General features: G+C 64.9%; 26 protein-coding genes. 7 read left to right on the top strand and 19 right to left on the bottom strand.

Annotated elements, in window-relative coordinates; translation table 11 throughout:
* Positions 1–76 precede the first annotated feature (76 nt).
* The 3 genes from PP1Y_RS07060 to PP1Y_RS25290 are packed head-to-tail and all read left to right on the top strand — an operon-like array spanning position 77 to position 2,630.
* On the top strand, positions 77–1,486 hold the full coding sequence (locus PP1Y_RS07060; protein ID WP_013831618.1) for a cytochrome ubiquinol oxidase subunit I: 1,410 nt from the start codon (positions 77–79) through the stop codon (positions 1,484–1,486).
* A gap of 5 nt (positions 1,487–1,491) precedes the next feature.
* Positions 1,492–2,499 carry a cytochrome d ubiquinol oxidase subunit II gene (cydB, locus tag PP1Y_RS07055; RefSeq protein WP_013831617.1) on the top strand — a complete coding sequence of 336 codons (1,008 nt, stop codon included), beginning with the start codon at positions 1,492–1,494 and terminating at the stop codon, positions 2,497–2,499.
* Positions 2,499–2,630, top strand: coding sequence for a DUF2474 domain-containing protein (locus PP1Y_RS25290; RefSeq protein WP_083835182.1), 132 nt, complete (start codon positions 2,499–2,501; stop codon positions 2,628–2,630). The genes cydB and PP1Y_RS25290 overlap by 1 nt, the downstream gene beginning before the upstream one ends.
* Positions 2,631–2,655: 25 nt before the next feature.
* Here PP1Y_RS25290 and PP1Y_RS07050 read toward each other — a convergent pair whose 3' ends face one another.
* Positions 2,656–3,858, bottom strand: coding sequence for an amidohydrolase family protein (locus PP1Y_RS07050; protein ID WP_013831616.1), 1,203 nt, complete (start codon positions 3,856–3,858; stop codon positions 2,656–2,658).
* Positions 3,859–4,229: 371 nt separating this feature from the next.
* Here PP1Y_RS07050 and PP1Y_RS07045 point away from each other — a divergent pair, with 371 nt between their 5' ends.
* Entirely contained in the window at positions 4,230–4,502 is a 273-nt protein-coding gene (locus PP1Y_RS07045) for a PilZ domain-containing protein (RefSeq protein WP_041558652.1), read from the top strand.
* Positions 4,503–4,521: 19 nt separating this feature from the next.
* On the opposite strand, the gene hemN is transcribed toward PP1Y_RS07045, so the two are convergent.
* From hemN to ccoN, 10 genes are read right to left on the bottom strand one after another with little or no spacing between them, the layout of a single operon-like run.
* Entirely contained in the window at positions 4,522–5,835 is a 1,314-nt protein-coding gene (hemN, locus tag PP1Y_RS07040) for an oxygen-independent coproporphyrinogen III oxidase (protein WP_013831615.1), read from the bottom strand.
* A gap of 32 nt (positions 5,836–5,867) precedes the next feature.
* Positions 5,868–6,089: a hypothetical protein gene (locus tag PP1Y_RS07035; RefSeq protein ID WP_041558651.1), complete on the bottom strand. Its 222-nt coding sequence runs from the start codon at positions 6,087–6,089 to the stop codon at positions 5,868–5,870.
* Entirely contained in the window at positions 6,086–6,253 is a 168-nt protein-coding gene (gene ccoS / locus PP1Y_RS07030) for a cbb3-type cytochrome oxidase assembly protein CcoS (protein ID WP_013831614.1), read from the bottom strand. The genes PP1Y_RS07035 and ccoS overlap by 4 nt, the downstream gene beginning before the upstream one ends.
* Positions 6,250–8,397, bottom strand: coding sequence for a heavy metal translocating P-type ATPase (locus PP1Y_RS07025; RefSeq protein WP_013831613.1), 2,148 nt, complete (start codon positions 8,395–8,397; stop codon positions 6,250–6,252). Before PP1Y_RS07025 ends, ccoS begins: the two co-directional genes overlap by 4 nt.
* Positions 8,394–8,852 carry a FixH family protein gene (locus tag PP1Y_RS07020; RefSeq protein WP_041558650.1) on the bottom strand — a complete coding sequence of 153 codons (459 nt, stop codon included), beginning with the start codon at positions 8,850–8,852 and terminating at the stop codon, positions 8,394–8,396. The genes PP1Y_RS07025 and PP1Y_RS07020 overlap by 4 nt, the downstream gene beginning before the upstream one ends.
* On the bottom strand, positions 8,849–10,306 hold the full coding sequence (gene ccoG / locus PP1Y_RS07015) for a cytochrome c oxidase accessory protein CcoG (protein WP_013831611.1): 1,458 nt from the start codon (positions 10,304–10,306) through the stop codon (positions 8,849–8,851). Before ccoG ends, PP1Y_RS07020 begins: the two co-directional genes overlap by 4 nt.
* A 36-nt stretch (positions 10,307–10,342) precedes the next feature.
* A complete protein-coding gene (gene ccoP, locus PP1Y_RS07010; protein WP_013831610.1) occupies positions 10,343–11,290 on the bottom strand; it encodes a cytochrome-c oxidase, cbb3-type subunit III in 948 nt (315 codons plus the stop codon).
* Entirely contained in the window at positions 11,283–11,453 is a 171-nt protein-coding gene (locus PP1Y_RS07005; protein ID WP_013831609.1) for a cbb3-type cytochrome c oxidase subunit 3, read from the bottom strand. The genes ccoP and PP1Y_RS07005 overlap by 8 nt, the downstream gene beginning before the upstream one ends.
* Positions 11,450–12,199 (bottom strand): cytochrome-c oxidase, cbb3-type subunit II, encoded by a 750-nt coding sequence (gene ccoO / locus PP1Y_RS07000; protein ID WP_013831608.1) that lies wholly within the window; start codon positions 12,197–12,199, stop codon positions 11,450–11,452. Before ccoO ends, PP1Y_RS07005 begins: the two co-directional genes overlap by 4 nt.
* A gap of 25 nt (positions 12,200–12,224) precedes the next feature.
* Positions 12,225–13,877, bottom strand: a complete 1,653-nt coding sequence (ccoN, locus tag PP1Y_RS06995; protein WP_013831607.1) for a cytochrome-c oxidase, cbb3-type subunit I — start codon at positions 13,875–13,877, stop codon at positions 12,225–12,227.
* A gap of 235 nt (positions 13,878–14,112) precedes the next feature.
* On the opposite strand from ccoN, the gene PP1Y_RS06990 reads away from it, so the two are divergent.
* Positions 14,113–14,811: an OmpW family protein gene (locus tag PP1Y_RS06990; protein WP_041558649.1), complete on the top strand. Its 699-nt coding sequence runs from the start codon at positions 14,113–14,115 to the stop codon at positions 14,809–14,811.
* A 56-nt stretch (positions 14,812–14,867) separates the two neighbouring features.
* On the opposite strand, the gene PP1Y_RS06985 is transcribed toward PP1Y_RS06990, so the two are convergent.
* Positions 14,868–15,299 carry a GtrA family protein gene (locus tag PP1Y_RS06985; RefSeq protein ID WP_041558648.1) on the bottom strand — a complete coding sequence of 144 codons (432 nt, stop codon included), beginning with the start codon at positions 15,297–15,299 and terminating at the stop codon, positions 14,868–14,870.
* Positions 15,300–15,444: 145 nt separating this feature from the next.
* Here PP1Y_RS06985 and PP1Y_RS06980 point away from each other — a divergent pair, with 145 nt between their 5' ends.
* Together PP1Y_RS06980 and PP1Y_RS06975 are read left to right on the top strand one after the other, a co-directional pair.
* Positions 15,445–15,906 (top strand): hypothetical protein, encoded by a 462-nt coding sequence (locus PP1Y_RS06980; RefSeq protein ID WP_013831604.1) that lies wholly within the window; start codon positions 15,445–15,447, stop codon positions 15,904–15,906.
* Positions 15,888–16,385, top strand: coding sequence for a sulfotransferase (locus PP1Y_RS06975; RefSeq protein WP_013831603.1), 498 nt, complete (start codon positions 15,888–15,890; stop codon positions 16,383–16,385). Before PP1Y_RS06980 ends, PP1Y_RS06975 begins: the two co-directional genes overlap by 19 nt.
* Before the next feature lie 13 nt (positions 16,386–16,398).
* Here PP1Y_RS06975 and PP1Y_RS06970 read toward each other — a convergent pair whose 3' ends face one another.
* The 7 genes from PP1Y_RS06970 to PP1Y_RS06940 form a co-directional block, all read right to left on the bottom strand.
* Positions 16,399–17,100, bottom strand: coding sequence for a Crp/Fnr family transcriptional regulator (locus PP1Y_RS06970; protein ID WP_013831602.1), 702 nt, complete (start codon positions 17,098–17,100; stop codon positions 16,399–16,401).
* Positions 17,101–17,235: 135 nt separating this feature from the next.
* Positions 17,236–17,979 carry a spermidine synthase gene (locus PP1Y_RS06965; RefSeq protein ID WP_232512570.1) on the bottom strand — a complete coding sequence of 248 codons (744 nt, stop codon included), beginning with the start codon at positions 17,977–17,979 and terminating at the stop codon, positions 17,236–17,238.
* A gap of 417 nt (positions 17,980–18,396) precedes the next feature.
* The gene (locus PP1Y_RS06960; protein ID WP_013831600.1) at positions 18,397–19,959 is read right to left on the bottom strand and encodes an alginate export family protein; all 1,563 of its coding nucleotides are present in this window, start codon (positions 19,957–19,959) and stop codon (positions 18,397–18,399) included.
* Between the two features lie 140 nt (positions 19,960–20,099).
* Positions 20,100–20,738 (bottom strand): maleylacetoacetate isomerase, encoded by a 639-nt coding sequence (maiA, locus tag PP1Y_RS06955; RefSeq protein ID WP_013831599.1) that lies wholly within the window; start codon positions 20,736–20,738, stop codon positions 20,100–20,102.
* Positions 20,731–21,429 (bottom strand): fumarylacetoacetate hydrolase family protein, encoded by a 699-nt coding sequence (locus tag PP1Y_RS06950; protein ID WP_013831598.1) that lies wholly within the window; start codon positions 21,427–21,429, stop codon positions 20,731–20,733. Before PP1Y_RS06950 ends, maiA begins: the two co-directional genes overlap by 8 nt.
* Positions 21,426–22,508 carry a gentisate 1,2-dioxygenase gene (gene gtdA / locus PP1Y_RS06945; RefSeq protein WP_013831597.1) on the bottom strand — a complete coding sequence of 361 codons (1,083 nt, stop codon included), beginning with the start codon at positions 22,506–22,508 and terminating at the stop codon, positions 21,426–21,428. The genes PP1Y_RS06950 and gtdA overlap by 4 nt, the downstream gene beginning before the upstream one ends.
* The gene (locus PP1Y_RS06940) at positions 22,502–24,190 is read right to left on the bottom strand and encodes a glycoside hydrolase family 3 protein (protein WP_051009990.1); all 1,689 of its coding nucleotides are present in this window, start codon (positions 24,188–24,190) and stop codon (positions 22,502–22,504) included. Before PP1Y_RS06940 ends, gtdA begins: the two co-directional genes overlap by 7 nt.
* Positions 24,191–24,222 lie beyond the last annotated feature (32 nt).

Here is a 24,222-nt window from a genome sequence, read left to right as displayed (position 1 = left end):
CGCGCGCCCCGCGACCGTCACGACACTGCAGCCGGACAGCACGGACCGGCACCGAAAGGACAGGAGGGAAAGATCCATGTGGGATCACGCCGACGCCTTGCTGCTGGCACGCATCCAGTTCGCCTTCACGGTGAGCTTCCATTTCATATTCCCGGCCTTCTCCATCGGCCTTGCCAGCTACCTTGCGGTGCTGGAGGGCCTGTGGCTGAAAACGGGCAAGGCGCTGTACCTCGACCTCTTCCGCTACTGGCTCAAGATCTTCGCGGTCGCCTTTGCGATGGGCGTCGTCTCCGGCATCGTCATGTCCTACCAGTTCGGCACCAACTGGGCGGTGTTCTCGGACAAGGCCGGGCCGGTGATCGGGCCGCTGATGGCCTATGAAGTGCTGACCGCCTTCTTCCTCGAAGCCGGGTTCCTCGGCGTCATGCTGTTCGGAATGGAGCGGGTGGGGCGCAAGCTGCACTTCTTCGCCACCTGCATGGTGGCCGGCGGCACTTTCGTATCGGCCTTCTGGATCCTGTCGGTGAACTCGTGGATGCAGACCCCGACCGGTTTCGAGATCGGTGCGAACGGCCAGTTCCTGCCGGGGCCGAGCTGGATCGACGTGATATTCAACCCCAGCTTCCCCTATCGCCTGCTGCACACCGTGACCGCCGCCTACCTCACCACCGCCTTCGCGGTTGGCGGCGTGGGCGCATGGCACCTGCTGCGCGAGCGGACCAATGCCCACGCGCGCAAGATGTTCTCGATGGCGATGTGGATGGCCGCGCTCGTCGCGCCGGTGCAGATCTTTCTCGGCGACGCCCATGGCCTCAACACGCTGGAGCACCAGCCGGCCAAGGTCATGGCGATGGAAGGCCACTACCAGAGCCATCCCGAGGGTGCGCCGCTGATCCTCTTCGGCATTCCCGACAGCAAGGAAAAACGCGTCGATTACGCGATCGAGGTACCCAAGCTTTCCTCGCTGATCCTCAAGCACGATCCCAACGCACCGCTTGCCGGCCTGGACACCGTTCCCGAAGCCGACCAGCCGCCCGTCGGCCCGGTATTCTGGGCCTTCCGGGTCATGGTCGGGCTGGGCTTCGCGATGCTCGGCATCGGCCTGTGGAGCCTGCTGGGGCGTGCGCGCGGCAAGCTCTACGACTGGCGCTGGCTGCACCGCGCGGCAATCGCGATGGGCCCCTCGGGTTTCATTGCGGTGATCGCCGGATGGATGACCACCGAAGTGGGCCGCCAGCCCTGGACGATCTACGGCCTGCTGCGCACCGCCGATTCCGCCTCGCCGCTTGACGCGCCCGCGGTAGGAGCCTCGCTGCTGGCTTTCGTCGTGGTCTATTTCTCCGTCTTCTCGATCGGCACCTGGTACATTCTCAAGCTGATGGACAAGGCGCCGCACCCGCAGGAAAGCGGCCTTGAGGACGGCCCCGTCCGCACCGCCGGGATCACGCCCGGGCCGCACCAGCATCCCGCCGGAAAGGGGGAGTAAGCACGATGGACGTCAACTTCGACCTCACCGTCATCTGGGCCTTCATCATCGCCTTCGGCGTCTTCGCCTATGTCGTGATGGACGGCTTCGACCTTGGCATCGGCATCCTCTTCCCCAGCTTCAAGGTGGGCGAGGGACGCAATCGCGCGATGAATTCCATCGCGCCGGTGTGGGACGGCAACGAGACCTGGCTGGTGCTGGGCGGCGGCGGCCTGTTCGCCGCCTTCCCGCTGGCCTATGCCATCATCCTGCCCGCGACCTACCCCCTGATCATCGCCATGCTGCTGGGACTTGTGTTTCGCGGCGTCGCTTTCGAATTTCGCTGGCGCGATCCGGCGCACCGGCCGTTCTGGGACCTTGCCTTCTCGGGCGGATCGCTCGTCGCGGCGATGTCGCAGGGCATGACGCTTGGCGCGATCCTGCAGGGTATCGAGGTATCGAACCGCGCCTATGCCGGGTCGTGGTGGGACTGGCTGACGCCCTACACGCTTCTGACCGGCCTCGGCGTGGTGGCAGGCTACGCCTTGCTCGGCGCGACCTGGCTGGTCTGGAAACTGGACGGCGCGCCGCAGGCCCATGCCTACAAGGTGGCAAGGCGCGCCGCGGTGGCAACGCTCGTGCTGCTGGTCTGCGTCAGCCTCTACACGCCGCTGCTGGACGCAGACTACTGGACCCGCTGGTTCGAGATGCCGAACGTCCTGTTCGCAGCGCAAGTCCCGCTGCTCACCGCCATCCTCGCCTTCCTGCTGTTCCGTGCCCTGGCCAGGCGGCGCGAGGCAGCGCCTTTCTGGTTCGCGCTCGGCATCTTCCTGCTCGGCATGGCGGGCCTTGGCGTCAGCATGTGGCCCTATGTCGTTCCCGGCGAAGTGACGATCTGGGACGCTGCCGCCCCCGAACGCAGCCAGATCTTCATGCTGGTCGGCGTCGCGCTGACCTTGCCGCTGATCCTCGTCTACACCGGCTGGGCCTACTGGGTATTTCGCGGCAAGGTCGGCCACGAAGGCTATCACTGATGAAGCGTACCCGGCTGGACGCCGACGAAGCTCCGCTTTGGAAGCGGCTGGGCTGGATGGCGCTGATCTGGGCCGGAAGCGTAACCGGGCTGGGGTTCGTTTCGCTCGCAATCCGGTTCTGGCTGAAATAACGGACGCCCGCGCTTACCGGATCGCCTACGGATAGGCAGTATCGACCCCTTTGGCCGCGGCCCGGGCACGCAATGCGCCCACAGTGACTTCGGACCGGGAGAAGCGTTCGAACAGCGCCGCGTGCCGCAGCCAGCGGATCGCATTGCCATGGGTGACCTTGTCGATCACCGCCTCCGGCATGTCGCCGAGCTGCTCGAGGCACTGCGCCGCGGTGTCCGCCCATGGCCCGAACGTGCGCGGATAGCCTGCCGCGAAGGCGATGTTGTCCTCACCCACTTCGGCCCAGTTCGCAAGCCCCGAAGGGTCCCACCGGAAGGTGTGGCAGAAGTGCCGGGCAAGCAGATACGAAGGTTGTACCGCACGCCGCCCCGAACGCTCCCATGCCGGGCTGCGCCAGTCCATCAGGTCGGCCCTGGCGGCCAGGAACGGCACCCAGCCGATCGAGCCTTCGGGCATCACGATGCGCAAGTCGGGACAGGAATGCAGCGCGTCGAGTTGCAGCCAGTCGGCAAGCACTTGCGCCGCCGCCAGCGGCATCCCCGCAACCCAGGCGCCGGGGAGGCTTCCGGTGCCGAGCGCGCCATTCCCAGTTCCGGGACGGCAGGCCACGGTCATGTCATTGTCGGCAAGCGCGCGGAAGATCGGCCGCCAATGGTCATCGCGGATCGGCGGCAGGCCCTGCAGGACCGGGTTCGCGCCAAGGTCGATGACCCGCAGCCCCTTGCGCGCGAGCCGGTCGATTTCCTCGAGGCTTGCCTGCACATCCCAGTTCGGCAGGATGCCCTGGGGGATGAGGCGACCGGGGTACGCCATGCACCACTCGTCGAAATGCCAATCGTTCACGGCGCGCAGGTGACGCAGCGCCAGCGCCTTGTCCGGGGCCGCATGGAAGATGGCGCTATCGGCTCCCAAGGCATCGCCGAAGCACAGCGAAGCTGCCACCCCATTCGCGTCCATCTCGTCGATCCTTGCGTGAACGTCCCGGCAGCCCGGTCGCAGGTGGACCCGAGCCGCATCTCCGGCGAGCGCGCCACCGGCGAGGAACGAGGCGCAGTGAGCTACCGGCCATGCGCGGTCCTGATAGATCCATACCGGGTTGCCCTGCGCATCCTGCCCCGACCTCGGCGCGGCTGCCAGCAGCCTGCCGCAAAGCTGGTTGTCGAACAGGTTGGACGGTTCGCAAAGGTAATCTTCGGTGCTGATGATGACCAGGTCATCGCGCTGCATCACTTCAACTCCCAGCTTGCCCGCCACGCTCCTGCGCAATGCCTCAGGGCTTTCGGCAGTCTGGCCATCGCTGCGCCGCGCGCATTGACGCGCGTCAACCGGATTCCCGCCAGGCTCCTGGGCAAAAAGAAAGGGCGACCCGTCACGAGGCTGGGTCGCCCGAAGTTGGGGAGAAGCGGTTCGCACCTTTCCCGAGGGAAGCGGTACAAGACCGGCACCCCCTTACTGTCGCAGGTCGCGCCACCCGACATTGACCAGGGTCAATATTGGAATCGAAGTTCAGAAAAGCGCATCCGGGGCGCCCAACTCGGCCTGCGCACCGCATCTCCAGGGTACCATCCCTTAACCATCCCCGGCTTATGAGGCGAAGCATGGACACCAGCCGCTTCAAGCCGACACCGATTCTGCGTGAACGCCGCCGCAACCAGTGCACGCGATTCACGCTGTACGATGCCAGTGGCCAGACGATCGACGTGATCGTGCGCGACATTTCCTCGCGCGGTCTCAGCGCTGCCGCCGCGGGCGATCCGCCGGCACCCAATTCAATCGTGCGCGCCCAGCTTGAGGACGGCCGCGAACTCTGGGGCCTCGTACGCTGGACGGAGGGCAACCTGTTCGGCGTGGAATTCGACACCCGCGCCTGACGCGCAGCGTCGCCGTCCGCTAAACCGCCGAACTGAACCGCCGCAGCGAATCCTTGCGATAAGGATCGAAGCGTGCCGCGATGGAGCGCGCATAGGGCAGGCCGCCCGGACGGATCACCAGGTTGTCGCCATCGGCCTCGCACAGCCCGGCCTGAAGATAGGACTCCAGCATCGGAAACGCCTCGCGCGCCAGGTCGGGATCGACATGGGCGCGGCCCCGGCACAGCAGCCCCTCGATTACGGCGCCGCGACGGCGATCTTCGGCACTGCGCACGATCCCGCGATTGGCGGTCAGCCGATCCTGCGAGAGCATCATGCGATAGCGGCCGGTATTCTTTTCGTTCTGGACCAGTAGCTCCGGGAAACTGCTGATCGAGGAAGCGCCAAGCCCGATCAGGACCGGCGCCTGATCCTCGGTGAAGCCCTGGAAATTGCGCCGCAGCCTGCCAGTTAGCGCCGCGCGGGCGAGCGAATCGCCGGGCAACGCAAAGTGGTCGAACCCGACCGGAACATAGCCTTCGCTGACAAGATATTCGTAGCCGAACGCGGCCATGCGAAAGCGCGTTTCGGCATCGGGCAGCGCGCTGTCGTCGATCTTGCGCTGGCGCGCGATCAGGTGCGGGACATGGGCGTATCCGAAGAGCGCTATCCGATCCGCTCCGAGCGTGACGCTCCGCCTCAGCGAATCCTCCAGGTCGGCCATCGTCTGGCCGGGCAGACCGTACATGAGATCGTAATTGAGCGAAGCCACCCCCGCCGCGCGCAGCATTTCGGTGGTTTCCTCGATCATCTGCGCCGGCTGCACCCGGCCGATGGCCTCCTGCAGCGCGGGCGCAAAGGTCTGGACGCCAAGGCTGGCGCGCTCGATCCGCACCGCCCCGACCACCGCAGCCCATTCGGGGCCCATCGTGCGCGGGTCGAGCTCGATCGAGATGACCGGGCGCGAAGCGGCGAACTGCAACGTCAATGCATCGACCAGCCGCACGAAGTCGATCGGCGGAATGCCGTTGGGACTGCCCCCGCCAAAGGCGATGCGCGTTACCTTCGCGGCATTGGGCAGGTGTTCTGAAACAAGCGTGATCTCGCGGTGCAGGGCGTCGAGGTAGCTCGACACCCGGTCGCGCCGGTTGGCCACGCTTGTATTGCAACCGCAGTACCAGCAGATCTTCTCGCAGAAAGGAATGTGCACGTAGAGCGAGACTTCGCCGGTCTCTCCCTCCAGCACCCGCAGGAGATCGGCCGCGCCGACGCGGTCGTCGAATTCGGCCGCCGTCGGGAAGCTGGTGTAGCGCGGTACGGGAATCGCGAGCAGGTCTGGCAGATATGTCCACATGCCGGGGACATTCGCCGCAGCGGCGCCGCTCGTCATTGCGTTCGATCAAGCCGCTTGCGCGAAGACCCGGTGTGGCACCCTTTCGCGCAGCACGGCCCCTGCGCCGGTCCCGGGGGACCATCGGGCGCGACCGGAATCGAGACCGCGCCGCCGCCGCACAGCGGGGCGACAAGTGCACGCGCCTCGGCCTCGAGCGGGCCGATCATGGCGGGCAACAAGGCCAGAGCGGCGAACAGGGCAAGCTGGCGATTCACGAATTGCTGTCCCCATCGAGATCGTCGTCTTCATCGATCAGGATGCGGTTGGCCGCACCGTCGAGATCCTCGAACTGCCCGCTTTTCATCGCCCAGAAGAAGGCGCCGAGCCCGACGAGGCCCATAAGCAGTGCCAGCGGGATGAGGAAGCCAAGAATGGTCATGCGCCCTGCCTGCCGGCCGCGCGCGCAAGCCGCAGCGAATTCCCGACCACGATCAAGGAACTGGCCGACATTGCGATGGCGGCAAGAAGCGGCGTCACGAAGCCGAAAATCGCCAGCGGCACTGCAAAGAGATTGTAGATGGCGGCCAGTGCGAAGTTCTGCCGCACCACCCGCATGGTGGCGCGCGCCACCCGGATCGCCATGGAAACCGGCATGAGCCTGTCGCCCACGAAAACGGCATCGGCAGCCTGCTGGCTGACGTCGCTCGCCCCGCCGGGAGCGATGGAGACATGGGCACCGGCAAGCGCAGGGCCATCGTTCAGGCCGTCGCCGATCATCAGGACCTTGCAGCCCTGCCCCGCCTTGCGCTCCAGCAGCGCCAGCTTGTCGGCCGGACGCATGGCAGCGGTAGCGAAGAGCCCCAGCTCGCGCGCGACCTGCGCCACTGCCGCCTGCCGGTCGCCCGAGGCGATGGCCGAGACGATGCCCTGTGCGCGAAGCTGCTCCAGCGTCTCGCGCACGTCCGGGCGGAGCGGATCGGCAAAGCCGATGCGCGTGCGCGCCCCTCCGACGAGCAGGTCGACGGCGAGTCCGCCCGCTTCCACTTCCGGACGCAGCAGCGCGACCTCTTCTCCCGCGCAGAGCCCGCCCATTCCGTGCCCTGCCGTCTCGTTGACGGCATCGAGCGTGGCCGGCTCGACGCCTTCGCCGCGCAGGGCGCTCGCCAGACCGCGGCTGAGCGGATGGCGGCTCGCCTGCGCCAGCGCGAGCGCAATGCTGCGCTGCCGGGGGTCGAGCATGGTGAGGTCGACGGGGCGCGGCTCGCCAAGGGTGAGCGTACCGGTCTTGTCGAACAGCACTTCATCCACTTCGGCGAGACGTTCGAGCGCGGAGCCGTCCTTGATCAGCAGGCCGCGCTTCATCAGTGCGCCTGCAGCAACGACCTGCGCCGCCGGTACCGCAAGGCCCAGCGCGCAAGGGCACGTGATGATCAGTACCGCCACTGCGATCAGCAGCGACTTGTAGAGACCCGCCCCCGCCAGCATCCAGCCGCAGAAGCTCAGGAAGGCAAGACTGTGCACTGCCGGTGCATAGTAGCGCGCCGCCCTGTCGGCGATGCGGACGTAGCGCGAACGCGACTGACCGGCCTCGTCCATGAGGCGGGCGATATCGGCAAGCGCGGTATCCTGCGCCGCCGCGGTCACCCGGACCCGGACCGGATTGCCCAGGTTGATCATCCCGGCATGGATCGTCTCGCCCGTGCCTGCCGGGCGCGGATCGCTCTCACCGGTGAGCATCGAGGAATCGACCGCGGTGCGCCCCTCGACGATCTCGCCGTCGGCGGCCAGCGCTTCTCCGGCGGCCACCAGCATGATCATGCCCGGGGCCAGGCGGTCCGCCTCGACATAGCGGGTGGAACCGTCCGCTTCGAGCACATGCGCGCCGCGCCCCATGCGGCCCAGCAGCGCGGCGATCCCCGACCGGGCGCGGCTGCGCATCATCGCGTCGAGCACGCGGCCCGCCAGCAGGAAAAACAGCAGCATCACCGCGCCGTCGAAATAGGCATGGGGACCGCCGGTCAGCGTCTCGTACAGGCTCATCCCCGTCGCCAGCAGGACGCCTATCGAGATCGGCACGTCCATGTTGGTACGGCGGTAGCGCAAGGCCATCAGCGCCGAGCCGAAGAATGGCCTGCCGGCATAGGCGATGACGGGAATGGCGATGAGCGCCGAGAGCAGATGGAACAGCTCGCGCGTCTCGCCCCCGGCTCCGGCCCATACGCTGACCGAGAGCAGCATGATGTTCATCATGCCGAAGCCGGCCACCGCCAGTGCGCGCAGCAGGCGCCGGGTTTCGGCGTCATCGCGGCCCAGCGGGTTCTCGGCAGCGCGCTCGGCCTCGAAACCCAGCTTGCGCAGTTCCTCGATGATGGCATCGCCGGTCAGTGCGGGATCGTGGCTCACCGCGACGCGCCTGGCAGAGAAATTGACGCGCGCCGCAGCGACCCCGGGCACGGCGGCAAGTCCGCGCTCGACCTTGCCGATGCAGCCCGCGCAGCGCATGCCGGGCACCGTGAAGCGGCTGTCGATACAGGCCTGTGCGGCAGCGGCTTGTGCGGTGAAGGCGGAAACCGGCGCGTTCATCGGATCGCCTGCTCGGTGCGCCAGGTGCGCCCGCCTGCCTCGACCGCGAAGCGCAGGGTCCAGCGATCGTCGGGCAGCACTTCGCGGCTGACCCAGTCGCTACCGGCATCGCGCTCGAAATGCAGCGTCATGTCCGGCTTGTGGCCCAGAGGGTGGCGGGCCACGGCAGAGACCGTGGGAAAGGTGGGCACCTCGCCCAGAATGGCAACAACGCGGCCATCGGCACGGCGATCGGCATGGAGCGTCCAGCCCAGCGCCTTTTCCGACTTCGCTTCATCGAGCCAGCGGTTGAAATGCTGGCTGGCGACGTAGGAATTCTCGACGACGATGCCTCCGAAGGTCGAGCTGGCGAGCCCGGCCATCGTGAAATTGACGGCCACGACAACGCCAAAGCCTGCGACGAGGATCGCGGTCATGTGCTTGCCGGTAAAGGGGCGGACAGTGCGGCTCATCATTGCTCTCCCGGGGCATCGAACTGGGCCTCGGCGCTGTCCTGTTCGCGCGCTTCGCCAAGGGCCTGCAGGTGGAAGGTGAACTCCTGCGCGGGGGTGCCGGCAGGTACCACCAGGTAGGCGCGCAGGCTCTGGGTCTCGTCGGCGGGCACGATGCGGGTCAGCGCGGTCCCGGCCTCGGCCATGCCGACGTCGTCGCTCCAGATCTTCGCTCCGGGCAGTCCCTCGATGGAAATCTCCATCTTGCGCGGGCGGCCCTGCATGTTGCGCAGGCGCAGGGTATAGGCATTGCGGACCGAACCGTCGCTCAGCAGGATGTAGGGCGGGTTGCGATCCTTGGCGACGGTCAGGTCGGTGTGCACGCGCGTGCCCAGCAGGAACAGCAGCGAGAGGCCGATCCCGGCCCAGACCGCGAAATAGAGGATCGTGCGCGGACGCCAGATCAGCTTGAGGTGGCGGGTCGGCGGCTGCCCCGCTTTCTCGCGTTCGGCATCCTCCAGCGTGGCGTAGTCGATCAGGCCGCGCGGGCGGCCCGTTTCACCCATCACCCGGTCGCAGGCATCGATGCACAAGGCGCAGGTGATGCAGCCGATCTGCGGCCCTTCGCGGATGTCGATGCCGGTCGGGCAGACTGCGACGCACTGGTTGCAGTCGATGCAGTCGCCGAACCTGTCGGGGTTCTTCCCGGCCTTCTTGACGCTGCCGCGCGGTTCGCCGCGCCAGTCCTTGTAGGTGACGATCAGTGACTTCTCGTCGAGCATCGCGGTCTGGATGCGCGGCCAGGGGCACATGTAGACACAGACCTGCTCGCGCATGAAGCCGCCGAGCACGAACGTGGTCGCCGTCAGCACCGCCACCGTGGCGTAGGCAACCGGGTCGGCGGTGCCGGTCCAGAATGCGTGCTGCAGCGTGGGGGCATCGGCGAAATAGAAGATCCAGGCGCCGCCGGTGGCGAAACTGATCGCGAGATAGACCGTCCACTTGGCCAGGCGACGGGCGATCTTGGCCGGACCCCAGGGCGCCTTGTAGAGCCGGAAGCGGGCATTGCGGTCGCCGTCGAAGAAGCGGTCGACATGCTGGAACAGGTCGGTCCAGACCGTCTGCGGGCAGGCATAGCCACACCAGGCGCGGCCCACGGCACTGGTGACGAGGAACAGGCCGATGCCGGCCATGATCAGCAGCCCTGCCACGAAATAGAATTCGTGCGGCCAGATCTCGATGCCGAACATGTAGAAGCGGCGATGGGCCAGATCGACCAGCACCGCCTGATCGGGCGCATAAGGTCCGCGGTCCCAGCGCAGCCACGGCGTGCCCCAGTAGATCGCGAGGCAGATCACCATGATCGCCCACTTGAGGCGACGGAACTTGCCGTCGATGCGCCGGTTGAAGACCGGCTCCCGCTTTGCATAGAGCGAAGCGGGGCGGTCCTGCGTCTTGATCTGGTCGGGCTTGTTCATCGTTCCAGTCCGCTTGGGGGCAGAGCGGCAGGCGGCTTATTCAGCCTCTGTCGGTTGCGTATCGGGTGGGGCCGGGGTCTCGGCGAAGTCTTCGCCGCCGCCCAGCGAGTGGACGTAGGCCGCCAGCATCTTGATCGTCACCGGATCGAGGCGATTGCCCCAGGCCGGCATCACGCCGTGGTGCGGACGCGTGAGCTGCGCGACGATGTCCTCGCGCCGACCGCCGTCGAGCCAGATCGCATCCGACAGGTTCGGCGCACCGAACTGGCGGCTGCCCTTGCCCGCGGCGCCGTGGCACACCGCGCAGTTGTCGGCGAAGACCTGCGCGCCCTGCTGCGAGGATGCACTGGCCCTGGCCTTGCCCGAAAGCGTCAGCACGTAGTCCGCGACCTGGCCGATCTGTTCCGCCGTCAGCAGGCCATCGGCGCCGAAGTTGGGCATCATCGACTGCCGGGTCTGATCGTCGCCCGGCTGGCGAATGCCGTGAATCAGCGTGGTCTCGATGGTCTTGAGATCGCCGCCCCACAGCCAGTCGTCGTCGTTGAGGTTGGGATAACCCTTGGAACCGGCCGCGCCTGCGCCGTGGCACTGGACGCAATTGACCTTGAAGGCCGCCGATCCGCCGGCAATCGCCGCGCGCATCAGTGCGGGATGGTCCGGCAACTGCTCGATCGGCATGTCCGCCAGCGCGGCCACCGTCCTGGCCCGCGCCGCCTGCTGCGCATCCAGTTCGTTCTGGAGCTGACCGCGGCTCGACCAGCCCAGCACGCCCTCGGTCGCGCCCGAGATCATCGGCCAGGCCGGATAGGCCACGCAATAGCCGATCGCGAAGACGATGGTCGCGTAGAAGGTCCAGAGCCACCAGCGCGGCAACGGGGTGTTGAGTTCCTCAATCCCGTCCCACTCGTGGCCGACGGTTTCGGTGTTGGTCGCTTCGTCGATGCGCCTGCTGGCGGCTGCCGGCGAATTGTGAGCGTCAGCCATCGTTCTCGTCCTTGAAGATCATGTTGGCGGCATGGTCGTTCTTCACGCGCTGGCCGGGCCGGAAAGGCCAGGCGACCAGCACCACGAAGACCAGCAGCATCGCCAGCAGGCCCCAGCTGTCGGCCATGTGCCGCAGCATGTCGTAAGTGGAATGCGTGCTCATCGGCCGTGCTCCGAAGCGAGTTCTTCCTGCGCCGCGGCGCCGTCGACATCGACCAGCGTGCCGAGCATCTGGAGATAGGCGACCAACGCGTCCATTTCGGTCAGGCGCGAAGGATTGCCGTCGAAGTCGCGGATCTGCGCCTTGGGGTAACGCTCCTCAAGATCGCCTGCGTCCGCCTCGGGATCGGCCTGGGCCTCGAGGTCGGCCAGCGCCATCTTCACGTCCTTGTCGGTATAGGGCACGCCCACCCGGCGCAGCGCCGTGAGGTTCGCCGCGATGTCGGGCACGTTAAGGTCGTTTTCCGCGAGGAAGCCGTATTGCGGCATTACCGATTCCGGCACCACCGACTGCGGGTTCTTGAGGTGCTGGACATGCCAGTCGTCCGAGTATCGCTTGCCGACGCGGGCAAGGTCCGGCCCGGTGCGCTTGGAGCCCCACTGGAACGGGTGGTCGTACATCGATTCCGCAGCAAGGCTGTAGTGCCCGTAGCGCTCCACCTCGTCGCGGAAGGGACGGATCATCTGGCTGTGGCAGACGTAGCAGCCCTCGCGCACGTAGATGTCGCGTCCGGCCTGCTCGAGCGGGGTGTAGGGGCGCATGCCCTCCACTTTCTCGATCGTGTTGTCGATCCAGAAGAGCGGTGCAATCTCGACCACGCCGCCGATCACGACGGCGCCCAGCGCGGCAATGCCCAGAAGCGTGACGTTCTTTTCGAGCGTCTTGTGGCGTTCGGTCATGGAAGTCATTGTCGTTGTTCCCTGTTCGTCACGCTTATTCGGCAGGAGCCAGGATCGGACGGTCGGCGACCGGGTCGTATGCGGCATCGCGCATCGGCGCTTCCCGGCGCAGCTTGCCCAGGATGGTCGCCCAGACGTTGACCACCATGACCACGGCGCCGGCAAGGTAGAGCAGGCCGCCGAAGGCGCGCATGATGAACATCGGATGCAGGGCGGCGACGGTGTCGGCGAACGAGTTCACGAGGTAGCCGTCGGGCCCGTATTCACGCCACATCAGGCCCTGGGTGATCCCCGCCACCCACATGCTGGCGGCGTAGAAGACGATGCCGATGGTCGCGAGCCAGAAGTGCCAGTTCACCATGCGCAGGCTGTAGAGCCGCTCGCGTCCCCACAGGCGCGGCACCAGATAGTAGACGCAGGCGAAGGTGATCATGCCGTTCCAGCCCAGTGCGCCCGAGTGAACGTGGCCGATGGTCCAGTCGGTGTAGTGCGAGAGCGAATTGACGCTCTTCACGCTCATCATCGGGCCTTCGAACGTGCTCATGCCATAGAAGGCGAGCGCCATGACCATCATGCGGATGATCGGGTCGGTGCGCACCTTGTCCCAGGCGCCGTTGAGCGTCATCAGGCCGTTGATCATGCCGCCCCAGCTCGGCATCCACAGCATGACCGAGAAGACCATGCCCAGCGTCTGCGCCCAGTCGGGCAGCGCGGTATAGTGCAGGTGGTGCGGCCCCGCCCAGATGTAGAGAAAGATCAGCGACCAGAAGTGGATGATCGAGAGCCGGTACGAATAGACCGGGCGCTCGGCCTGCTTGGGCACGAAGTAGTACATCATCGCCAGGAAGCCGGCGGTCAGGAAGAAGCCGACCGCATTGTGGCCGTACCACCACTGCACCAGCGCGCCCTGCACCCCGGCGAAGAGCGGGTAGCTCTTCGAGCCGAGCAGGCTGACCGGCATGTCGAGGTTGTTGACGACATGCAGCATGGCCACGGTGATGATGAAGGCAAGGTAGAACCAGTTGGCAACGTAGATGTGCGGTTCGCTGCGCTTGATGATCGTGCCGACGAAGACCGCGAGGTAGGCAACCCAGACGATCGTAAGCCACCAGTCGACGTACCATTCCGGCTCGGCGTATTCCTTGCTCTCGGTGATCCCGAGCAGGTACCCGGTCGCGGCCAGCACGATGAACAGCTGGTAGCCCCAGAACACGAAGCGGGCGAGGCCGGGAAAGGCAAGCCGCGCCCGGCAGGTGCGCTGCACGACGTAGAAGCTCGTCGCGATCAGGGCATTGCCGCCGAACGCGAAGATCACCGCCGAGGTATGCAGCGGCCGCAGGCGTCCGAAATTGAGGAAAGGCTCGAAGTTGAGGACCGGCCAGGTGAGCTGCAGGGCGATGAACAGCCCCGCGGTAAAGCCCGCCATGCCCCAGAACACCGTGGCGATTACACCCCAGCGGATCGGGTCGTCGTCGTACCGGCCCTCGTCCGCCGGCATCCTGAGGATACCGCGCGAGACGGCGGCATAATCCGTGTTGCGCAAGCTGAACCAGAGGCAGACGAAGGCCGCGAGCGCGACGATCGCCATGTGAATTGCAAACCCTGCGTCGGCTGCCATCGCAGCAGCCATGACGGCAAGGAATAGCACGACAAGCCAAACGCCTGCCCGCGCAAGGACCGTTACCATATACCTTCTCTTTCGAGATTGTTGCTGAACCTGTCTGCCCCCTTGGAGGCTGGGAATCGATCCGGCATTGACCGGAATCAAAATCGGGACAACATGGCAAAAATAACGGAAATCCAAGGAAATTTGCGCGGAATCAAATCAAGCTGGCGCAGGATCGAGGAAAGGCTGTCCCTGCAGCCGCTGGCAACAGGGGGACCGCAAGGGGCGGTCCCGGCGGCGACGAAAGACAGGCAATATGCGCAAACTGACGATGATGGCCGCACTGGCCGCAGCCACTGTTTTTGCGGCTCCGGCCATGGCAGGCAGCCCTGAAGGTCACTTTCAGGTCAAAGTGCTCGGCACCGCCGTCCTGCCGGATGGCAAGATCGACAGCGTCAAGTCCGTCGACACCACCACGACGCTGGGCGGCGCCGTCGCCGCGCTCGCAAATCCGCAGACGAAGGCGAACGACAACGTCGTGCCCACGCTCGCGCTCGAGTACTTCTTCAACAGGACGTTCTCGGTCGAGACGATCTGCTGCTTTACCCAGCACCACGTCAACGGCGCCGGCGACCTGGCCGGCACGGAACTGGTCGACCATGTGCTGATCCTTCCCGCGACGCTGACCGCAAAGGCGCACCTCGACACCGGCGGCCCGATCAAGCCTTACGTGGGCGCGGGCCCGGCCCTGTTCCTCGTGTTCGACGAGAAGCCGGGCGCGACCGCCGCGGCGCTGGGGATCGACAAGGTCAAGATGTCGAACAAGCTCGGCGTTGCCGCGCAGGCCGGCGTCGACATCGCGCTGGGCGACCAGGGTTTCGGACTCTCGCTCGACGCCAAGAAGTACTGGATGCGCCCGACCGCCTCTTTCTACGAAGGCGACACGCTGGCGCTCAAGACCCGGCACAAGCTCGATCTCTGGGTGCTGAGTGCGGGCGTATCCTACCGCTTCTGACCCGGTCTTATTCCACGACGACACGAAGGGGAGCCGTTCGCGGCTCCCCTTTTTCGTCAGAGCTGCCGGAAGTTGATCGTTGCGTTGAGAATGAAGACGATCGTCCCGGCGCAAAGCGAAGCGATGACCCGGGCGATCAGGTACGGCACGCCCAGTCCATCCGCGAGAAGCGCGAACAGGGCCAGGATGATGGCCAGCCCGAACAGCGAATTGCCGAGGAAATAGACGTAGCCGCTGGCAATGCCGCGCAGGCTGCCGCGAAAGATCCACGCCCGTGCCAGCAGGTAATGCAGCGCGTTGGCGAGGACGAAGCCGACTGCCACGGCCACCAGCTTGTTCCAGCCCCATCGTTCGATCATCAATGAGATGAGAAGGAGATCGAATAGGAACGAGGCCGTCGAAGCCACAGCATTCTTTATGTAGAGAAGAGAGCTGCGACGATTGATCAGGCGTTCGCGCAAGCCGGGATGACCGGTTTCATCGTTCAACCGACCGGACTTTCGGCCTGATCCGTGGAGAAAGGAACGCATGTCCTTTGAACACCACGCCGTGGACCTTGTTGCAAGCCGCTTGCCGGTCAGAAAGATTTTCGCCCGATTGAACAATTCTTCCCGACATGCGCTTATTGCGATCATGACCGGAGAATTCTCGTTACCGACCCGCTCACCGCTTGTGGGCGTAGCCAACCGCATACTGACCGGCCTCGATGCCTGCTCCATCATGCCGCAAGTGCAGCTCGACGTACAGGAACTCTGTTCGGTCGCCCGCGAGCAGACCGGGCTCGACGATTTCGGCGATCCCTGGTTCCTTGAGCCGCTGGAAGTCCTCGTCGAAGCGCTGAAGGCGGAAGCCGCGCTCAACCCGATCGGCCATTTCGCGGCGACGGGGCAGTTCCTCAAGGTCATGCGCGAGCGCCTATGGGCGCAGCAATGGTTCAAGCGGGAACGCGAAATCCTCGCTGAACCGCTGGTCCCTCCAGTGATCGTCGTCGGTCCGATGCGATCGGGCACGACGCGCCTCCACCGCCTGCTCGCGGCCGATGACCGCTTCGAACACTTGCGCTTCTTCGAGACGGTTTGCCCGAGGCGCGGCTGATCTTCATCCATCGCGATCCCGAGCGCGTCGTGGGAAGCAGTTGCTCGCTGGTGTGGAACCAGATGACCATTCACAGCGACGAAGCCGATCCGCAATGGATCGGCCGGCATTGGCTCGAGAAGACCGGTCTGCAGATCGACCGGATGCAGGCTGCGCGCAATCGCATCCATCCGAGCCAGCGCATCGACGTGCATTACCGCGAAATGGACACCGACTGGGAAGGCGTCATGGAACGGGTATACCGCTTCCTGGGCATGGAAATCGCCCCGGCCCTGCCACGCATGCGCCGCTATGTCCGCAAGGCGCGCAGCCAGCATCGCTGGCAGCACCATCGCTATGACCTGTCAGCTTTCGGGCTTGAGCGCAGCGCGGTTCGCGCCCGCTTCGAACACTATGTCGATGCCTTCGATCTCGCCCCCCCGCTAGAGCGAAGGCATTACGCAAGCGTGCAGGAGAGGCTGCGCGAAGCCATCGCCTGAACCGGGAGCGACGTCAGCCGGCTTCGGCGACGAGCGCGTCGAAATCGAGAATCGTCACATCGCGGCGTGAAGGCAGGTCGATCACGCCTTCATTCTTGAGCCGGGTGAACTGGCGGCTGACCGTCTCGATCGTGAGGCCCAGGACATCGGCGATCTGCTGGCGCGAGAACGGCAGCGTGAGATGGCGTTCGTTGGGCTTGTCGAAATCGATGCGACATCCGGATCCCTGGAGGCGCTCCACCATCTCGATCAGGAAGCTGGCCATCTTCTCCGAGGCCGACTTGCGGCCAAGCAGCAGCATCCAGCGCCGCGTACGGTCCAGCTCACCCAGCGTACGCTCGAGCAGCTTGTGCTCAAGCTGCGGGTGTTCGCGCGCAAAGGCATCGAAATCCCGGCGCGAGAAGACGCAGACCTTCGCATCGGTCAGGGCTGTGACACCGTGCCCGGAAGTGCCGCCGAAGGGCCGGCCGATGAAGTCGGAGGGATAGACGACGCCCACGATCTGCTCGCGCCCATCCTCGGTATTGGTCGAAAGCTTGAGCACACCTTCGATGACATTGGCAACGAGGACCGAATCCTCGCCTTCCCAGATCAGCGATTCACCGGGCGTGATCGTGCGGGTACGGCCGATCGCATTGAGAGCTTCAAGCTCCTTCGCGTCGAGCGATGCGCAAATCGCCCGGTTGCGAACCACGCAAAGATCACAATTGGCCATAAGATTTATTACCAGCGCCGTGCCATTGTCTCAAGTCGCCGCATTTACCGTAATTCTTTGCATACTCAAAGCCTCAAGCCCCTTACTCGACCAATGTCGCAGGTCGAACCGGCCACGACTGGCTGAATTGCACACTCAGTCACGGCAAAGATCGAGAACCCTTCGGCCAGTGTCTTCGCGAAGAGGCTCCCTCGCCAGTGCCTGTTCGCATTTACGGGCAAACCAGATGACATGCTGGTGCCCTTTCCCATCGGGTTCGGACGTGACCGTAACGACCGAGACCTCGAAGCCGACTTCCTCGAGCAGCGCCGTGAAAGCCGGATCGGGCCATGCCGACCAGATGGCGGCGATCCCCCCGGGGGTCAGGGCCTGCATGGTCCTTTCCAGGCCCGACTTCGAATAGAGCAGGTCGTTCTGGCGGCGGGTAAGCCCCTCGGGCCCGTTGTCGACATCGAGCAGGATCGCATCGTAGCCCTCGCGCGCCGCGTCGATCAGCATGGCGAGGTCTTCCTTGACCAACATCACCCGGGGATCGTTGAGACAGCCCGCGGTGACATGCCGCATCGGGCCGAGCGCCCATTCTATGATCTCGGGCACGATTTCCGCCACGACAACGCTTGCGTCCTCGCCAAGGGCGCTCAAGGCAGCCCGCAGCGTATAGCCCATGCCATAACCGCCCACGAGCATGTGCACCGCATTGCGATCGCCAAGCCGGGCGCAGGTCATCGTCGCCAGGGCCTCTTCCGAATGGCTGGCCTCGGTGCTCATCAGTTCATTGTCTTCAAGCAGGATGGTGAAGCCGTCGCCGTGTTGCACGAGCCTCAGTTCGACACCTTCGGGCACATGGGCCGTGCCGACCAGCACATCGTCTTCTGTCATGAACGCTCCTCGGGGAGGTTGCTTCGCACACGGCTCCGGGCCGGTCGATCGCATGTCTGGGGGGAAATCGTGGGAGCGCCGAGGCTCAAAGCGCAAGTCCGGTGCCGGCGACCACCGGCAATCGTCTGATGCCGGTGACCACCGGCAGTGCAGATTGAATTTTCGAAAAATCTGGTGAGAACCGCATGAGGCGCGCTCCTGCTGTAAGCGGGAGCGCGCGAGGTCTCTCAGCCGGGACGTGCCTACGAAGTAAAGGCCCCGATGGCGTTTCGATGAGCGCCTTTGCCTCGCCGCGCAAGAGGCTTGTGCCCGGCAGGTCGAATGATTGTGGATGGCCGGCCTTTCGCGCAGCGACACATATGTTGATCTTGAACCAGTTCCGCGGGTGAGATTCCGGCGTGAGCCGGAGCGGCTGCCTCAGAACAGCACGTTAAACTCAAAGCCCAGGTTCGTCAGGTCGCGCTGGCCAAGTTCCTTGTATCCGTCGCTGGACAGGAGACGGGCAGCCACGGCCCGCATCGATATCTCGCGGGTCAGCTGGTACTGCACCGACACGGTCGGCAAGGTGCCGATGAACCGTTCGCGCGTCTTTGTGTTGTTCACGAAGGTCTGGTAGCCGATCGCGTGGCCATCGTGGATGGAATAGCGCCAGAAATTCCTGACACCCGCCTGCAGCACAAGGTCCTTGGACGGTTTCACCCTGAGAGCGCCGCCGAAGCTGTAGAGGTTGGTCAGCCCCAACAGGTTGCCGAAATTGTTATGCCGCTGACGACCGTACATATGGTTGTACGTATGGATGACGGCCCCGTTTCGATCGCCGCCCGAAAGCACATCGGCCTGGAGAATCAGCGCTGGCTTCAGGCTCCCGGTCGACAGGTTGATACGCGTTGCCGAAATCAGCGACCATGCGCGGATCGGCTTGTCGGCGATTTGCCCGGTCTGCCGGTTCAGGGTGAAGTCCAGCTGTGCCGGTCCGACGATGCCCCAGAGCCTGGTGCCGAAGTTGTTGCGTTCTTCCACCGACCGCTGGCCCAGCAGCGGACTGTCTTCATCACGGTAGCGGAAGTAGAAGGCATCGAGGTTGAGTGCCACCCGCTTGCCCCTGGGCAACGCATAGGCTGCGTAACCACCCCAGATGCTCTCCGTATCGCTCGTGCTGTCGTTGAAGGCGCCGTGCGTGAAAGTCGACGGCCTGACGGCGATGGCATCGAAGCGGAACTTGTCCCGTTCGTAGTAGGCGCGCACACCATCGTAGCTCCGCTGGATGTTCTGCGCGATCTGCAACGATATGACCGAGCCTGACCCCAGCTGCATCTTCTGGCGCCCCAGCACCGCGCCAACGCGCCCGCCCGCCATCTTGTCCTGCATTTCCACGAAGGCTTGCGATATTTCCGGACCGTTGTCCTGCCGGTCGATGGCCGGTGTGACGTAGTTCTTGCCGGTCACCTGGCCGTAGACCAGTTCGCCGACGAAACGGACGCTGTCGTTGATGTGCAGTTCGGCACCCCATTGGTGACGGAACTGGATGTTGAGTTGTCGCGGCTGACGACTTGTACCGAGAGAGGAGCGATCCTGCCGGATCATTCGCATCCGTTCTTCGCCATGAATGGACAAGTAGGCGCCGCCATCGCCGAGAGGGATGTGGCTGAGCGGGCCGAGCGGAAAATCGGACTCGGCGCTTTGCTTGATCGCTTTGAGGGGGCGGTTCTGCCAGATGCGCAAATGCTCGCCCTGCCGCGGCCCCTTGTGAAGGTTGGCAGGAAGATTGGGCGTGATCCGCGGCTGGCCCCGCGCCGCGCCGTCACGTGTGTCCGCTTCCGGTGCCGCATCCTGCAAGCGCGGCGGATCATCGGGAACCGGTGTGATCGCCGCTTCGCGACCGTGTGCGGGATCGAAGGACAGGCCGTACAAAGTGAGACCGGCAAGGCTGGCCCGGCTGCGCAAGATGGAACGATTCTTGCGCTTCGGAAACGAAGACATCTTGAAGATATGATCCTGGGGGGAGTGGGGGGAGAGAAGTTCGACGGCGGCGGATGCACATCCGCCGCCGTCAACCACCTTCACGCGGGAGGAGAGATCGCGTGAACGTGGCCCATTTCAACTGGGCTAGGCCCTGATGGTCACTCGGCGTCGCTTTGCAACGAAGGCACCGACACGCGAAACGCTTCCAGTTCGTTGCAGGCCGCTTCCACAGCCAGAAGCCGCGGGAAGTCCATTCTGGCGCCGAACCTGCGGGCATTGCCCAACTGCGGTATCAGGCAGATGTCGGCCAGCGTGACCGTATCACCGAAGCAATAGGTGCCTTCGTTCCGGGCGATCAGCTTCGAAAATGCCTCAAGCCCGCCTTCGATGACGTCTCGGGCCCAGCCCGTCACGACATCTTCACTGTGGCCAAGGTCGCGCAGCTTCTGCAGGACCTTGAGGTTCTGCAGAGGATGAACGTCGCAGGCGATCGCCTGTGCGGCAGCACGGATCTTGGCGCGCTGCATCGCGTCGCCCGGCAGCAAGGCCGGTTCGGGATGCACTTCGTCGAGATACTCGCACATCGCCAGGCTTTGCGTCAGCGTTGCGCCATCGATTTCCAGGGCGGGAACCAGCCCTTGCGGGTTCAGCGCAAGGAAATCCGATCCGCGCTGCCTGCCTTCGCGAAGATGGTAGGTCCGCCCTTCCCACGCGACGCCCTTGAGCGCCAGCGCGATGCGGACCCGCCACGCCGAAGACGAGCGCCAGAAGCCGTGAAGTACCGTATTCTCAGGCATCGAGGGGCGGTCCGACCTTGATGACGGTGTCGCTGAGGCCCTCGATCGAGATCACGATTTCGTCACCCGGAAGCACGGCTCCCACGCCTGCAGGCGTACCGGTGTAGATCAGGTCGCCCGGTTCCAGACGATAGGCCTTGGAAATATAGGCGATCAGCGCCGGTACCGAATGGATGAGGTCGGCCAGATCGGCGTCTTGCTTGACTTCACCGTTGACGGTCAGGCTGATCCTGCCCTTGGTCAGTTCACCCGTTTCGGAGATCGGATGCAGCAGGCCCAGCGGTGACGACTGCTCCACGTTCTTGCCGGCATCCCAGGGGCGGCCCTTGCTCCGTGCTTCCAGCTGGAGATCGCGGCGCGTCATGTCGAGGCCGGTAGCATAGCCATAGATGTGATCGAGGGCCTGCGCTTCGTCGATATTGCGGCCACCCTTGCCGATCGCGACGACGAGTTCGGCTTCATAATGGAAGTTCTGTGTCATCGGCGGGTATGCCATCGTCGAACCGGTCGGGATCACCGTCTCGGCCCACTTGGTGAAATAGAACGGAGCCTCGCGGTCCACCTCGACGCCCATTTCCTTGGCATGGTCGGCGTAGTTGCGACCGATGCAGAAGACGCGGCGGACGGGGAAGTCATTGCCATCGCTGGTTTTGGCAAGGACGGGCGCGAGCGTTTCGAAAAGCTGGGTCAATGGTTTACCTCACGATAGAGTTCGAGCTTCATCTGCGAAGCCTTGTCGGAATAGCCGAACAGGATCAGTTCCGATGACGCCCGGAACTGATGACGGATCCAGGATGGGACTACGACCACATCGCGCGGCTGCAGCGCGATCACGTCGTCGCCCAAAAGCAGCTCGCCCTCGCCTTCGCACACAACGAAAACGGTGCCGTCGGTCGCCTGCCGCGCACGGGTTTCAAAGCCGGCGGGGAGCAGCCGGACGTGGGCCGAGATGGTCGACAGGACCGGGCCGCCGTCGGCTGGGTTCAGGAATTCCAGCGCATGGCCCAGATGGGGATCGATGTCCGCGCTTGCCGCCATGGCGCCCAGCGCTTCGCGCCATTCGGCATAGCGGTAATGGAACAGGGGCCGACCGCCCGGCCTGCGATCCGCCGAACTGCCACGCATCGGCCGCATGTTGTGACCATAGCGGGCCGACGTGTCGCCGGGACGAACCGTCTCGGGATGTGCCGCGCTGCCCAGGCGTTCGGCGTAGCTTGCATCGAACAGGCGCACGGTCGGAATATCGAGGCCATCCAGCCAGATCATCGGCGTATCGGTCTGGTTTCCATGATCGTGCCACTGCCCCGCCGGCGTCAGTACGAGGTCGAACTGTTCCATGATCGCCTTCTCGCCGTCCACCGCGGTGAAAGCGCCGCTGCCTTCCATCACGAAGCGCAGCGCGTTCTGCGCGTGGCGGTGGCATGGTGCCACTTCGCCCGGCAGAATCAGCTGCAAGCCGGCATACAGGCTGGGCGTAATGGCCGCCTGCCCCGCGATCCCCGGGTTCTCCATGATGAGCACGCGGCGTTCGGCCTGTTCGGCGCTGATGATGTCGCCCGCGCGCATCAGATAGTTGCGCGTATCGTCATAGCTCCAGCGCCATGGCCTTGCCGGGGACTTCGGCTCCGGCAACACCAGTGCGTGCAGGCTTTCCCAAAGCGGCTGCAGTCCTTGCGGCGCCATCGCGGCGTAAAGAGCTTCCAGCTGCGAACGCTGGTCGTTCGCGCCTTCGGCCTGCCGGCTGGCGGCTTTTTCCTCGCCATTTACCATTGCAATTGCTCCGTACCACAAAAGGCATCGACCGGGCTTACCCCGATGAACGGCTCTTCGCCCGTCAAGCGCTTGGCTGTCTCGCGTTGCACCGCCTCGATCGAGCTGTAGGCGTTGACACATGTCCGAATGTGCGGGGCGTCGTAGAGATAGTAGGGATGACCAAAGGACAGAAGCGCGGTGGGCACTTCCCGCGAGAACTGGGTCATTGCCTTGCGATTGCCGCCGTGCAGCTTCACGAAATCCAGATAGATGTGCGCCACACTCGGTGTCGCTTCCTGCCCGGCCAGATACAGGATGAGATCGGTATCCTCTCGAGTCGGCATGGCATCGGCATCGTAGGAGCGCACCTCGAACCCGCGGGCTGTCAGTTCTTCCACAAGAGGCGCATAGCCGCGATCGAGCGCCCCGTCCCAGAAGCTGAAGCCTTCCTCGGCGATGATCACCACGCGGCGATGGGTGACAGGGTCGAGCGGCAGGAGGTTCTGCACGTCCTTCACCAAGGTCACGCCCTGCCCCGCAGCGGCGCGCGCCACTTCGCGGCTTGCCGGGGTCTGCAGCTGTTCGCGCATGGCATCGAGCGGAAGCATCCGCTCATCCGGAGCGCGCAGGTGCAGGCCCAGCCGCGCCTTCAGCGTCAGGATCCGCGTCACCGCCTCGTGCAGGCGCGCTTCGGAAAGCAGACCCTTGCGCAGACCATCCAGCATGAAGCCGAAGTCACGCTGGGGCGCCCGGCTGAACAGGAACATGTCGCAGCCGTTTTCGATCACGGTCGGAACGGTTTCCGACCGCTCCATCCAGCTCGTGAGGCCGCCCATGCCCGTCGCGTCGGAAATGATCAGGCCGCGAAAGCCCAGTTCGCCGCGCAGCAGGTCCTGATTGAGTATCCGCGACACTGTCGCGGGCTGGAAGGCCTCATGTCCGGCATCGGGCATCCGGCTGCGGATGTAGGCTGGGAACGCAATATGCGCGGACATGACCGTCATCGCGCCTTCGCGGATCAGCGCACCATAGATGCGCCCGTAAAGCGCATGCCACTCCTCCACCGACAGCGGATTGACGCTGGTGACCAAATGCTGGTCGCGATCATCGAAGCCGTCGCCTGGCCAGTGCTTCAGGCACGCGGCGATGCCTTCTTCCTGCAGTACGCGTGCATAGACGCTGGCCTGCTGCAGCACCTTGAGCGGATCGGAGCCGAACGAGCGCGTGCCCACGATGGCACTGCGGAACACGGCGTTGATGTCGACCACCGGGCCGAACGACCAGTCGTAGCCCAGGGCGCGGCTTTCCCGGGCAACGACGCGCGCGACGGCTTCCGTCGTGCCAAGATCGTTGCAGGCGGCCAGCCCCATGATATTGGGCACGGTCGTGGCGAAGGGATAGCTGATCGTGCCTCCTTCGATGTCGCCGGTGAAGATCGGCGGCACCGATGCAGCTTCGATCGTGCGCACGCTGGCGTCGCGAAAGGCGGCAAGATCGCGGGTGGGGAAACGGTTTATCCCGCCCGGCTTCAACGCCAGCAGCGGGTCAAGCTCCTCGCGACTGTCCTGCGACGTGGAGAAGACGAACAGCTGGCCTACCAGCTCCTCGGCGCTCATCGAATCGCGCGTCCGCTCGACCCAGCAGCGGGCGGCGGCATCGATCGCCAACGGATCGGCTGCTTCCACGGTCATTTCAGCCATGCGCGGCGTCCCGCGAATTTTCGGCAGGTCCG

It is taken from the genome of Novosphingobium sp. PP1Y (assembly GCF_000253255.1).
Taxonomy (GTDB): Bacteria; Pseudomonadota; Alphaproteobacteria; order Sphingomonadales; family Sphingomonadaceae; genus Novosphingobium.
The sequence above is the reverse complement of the archived record's forward strand: the minus strand, read 5'-3'. Positions and strand labels throughout refer to the sequence as shown.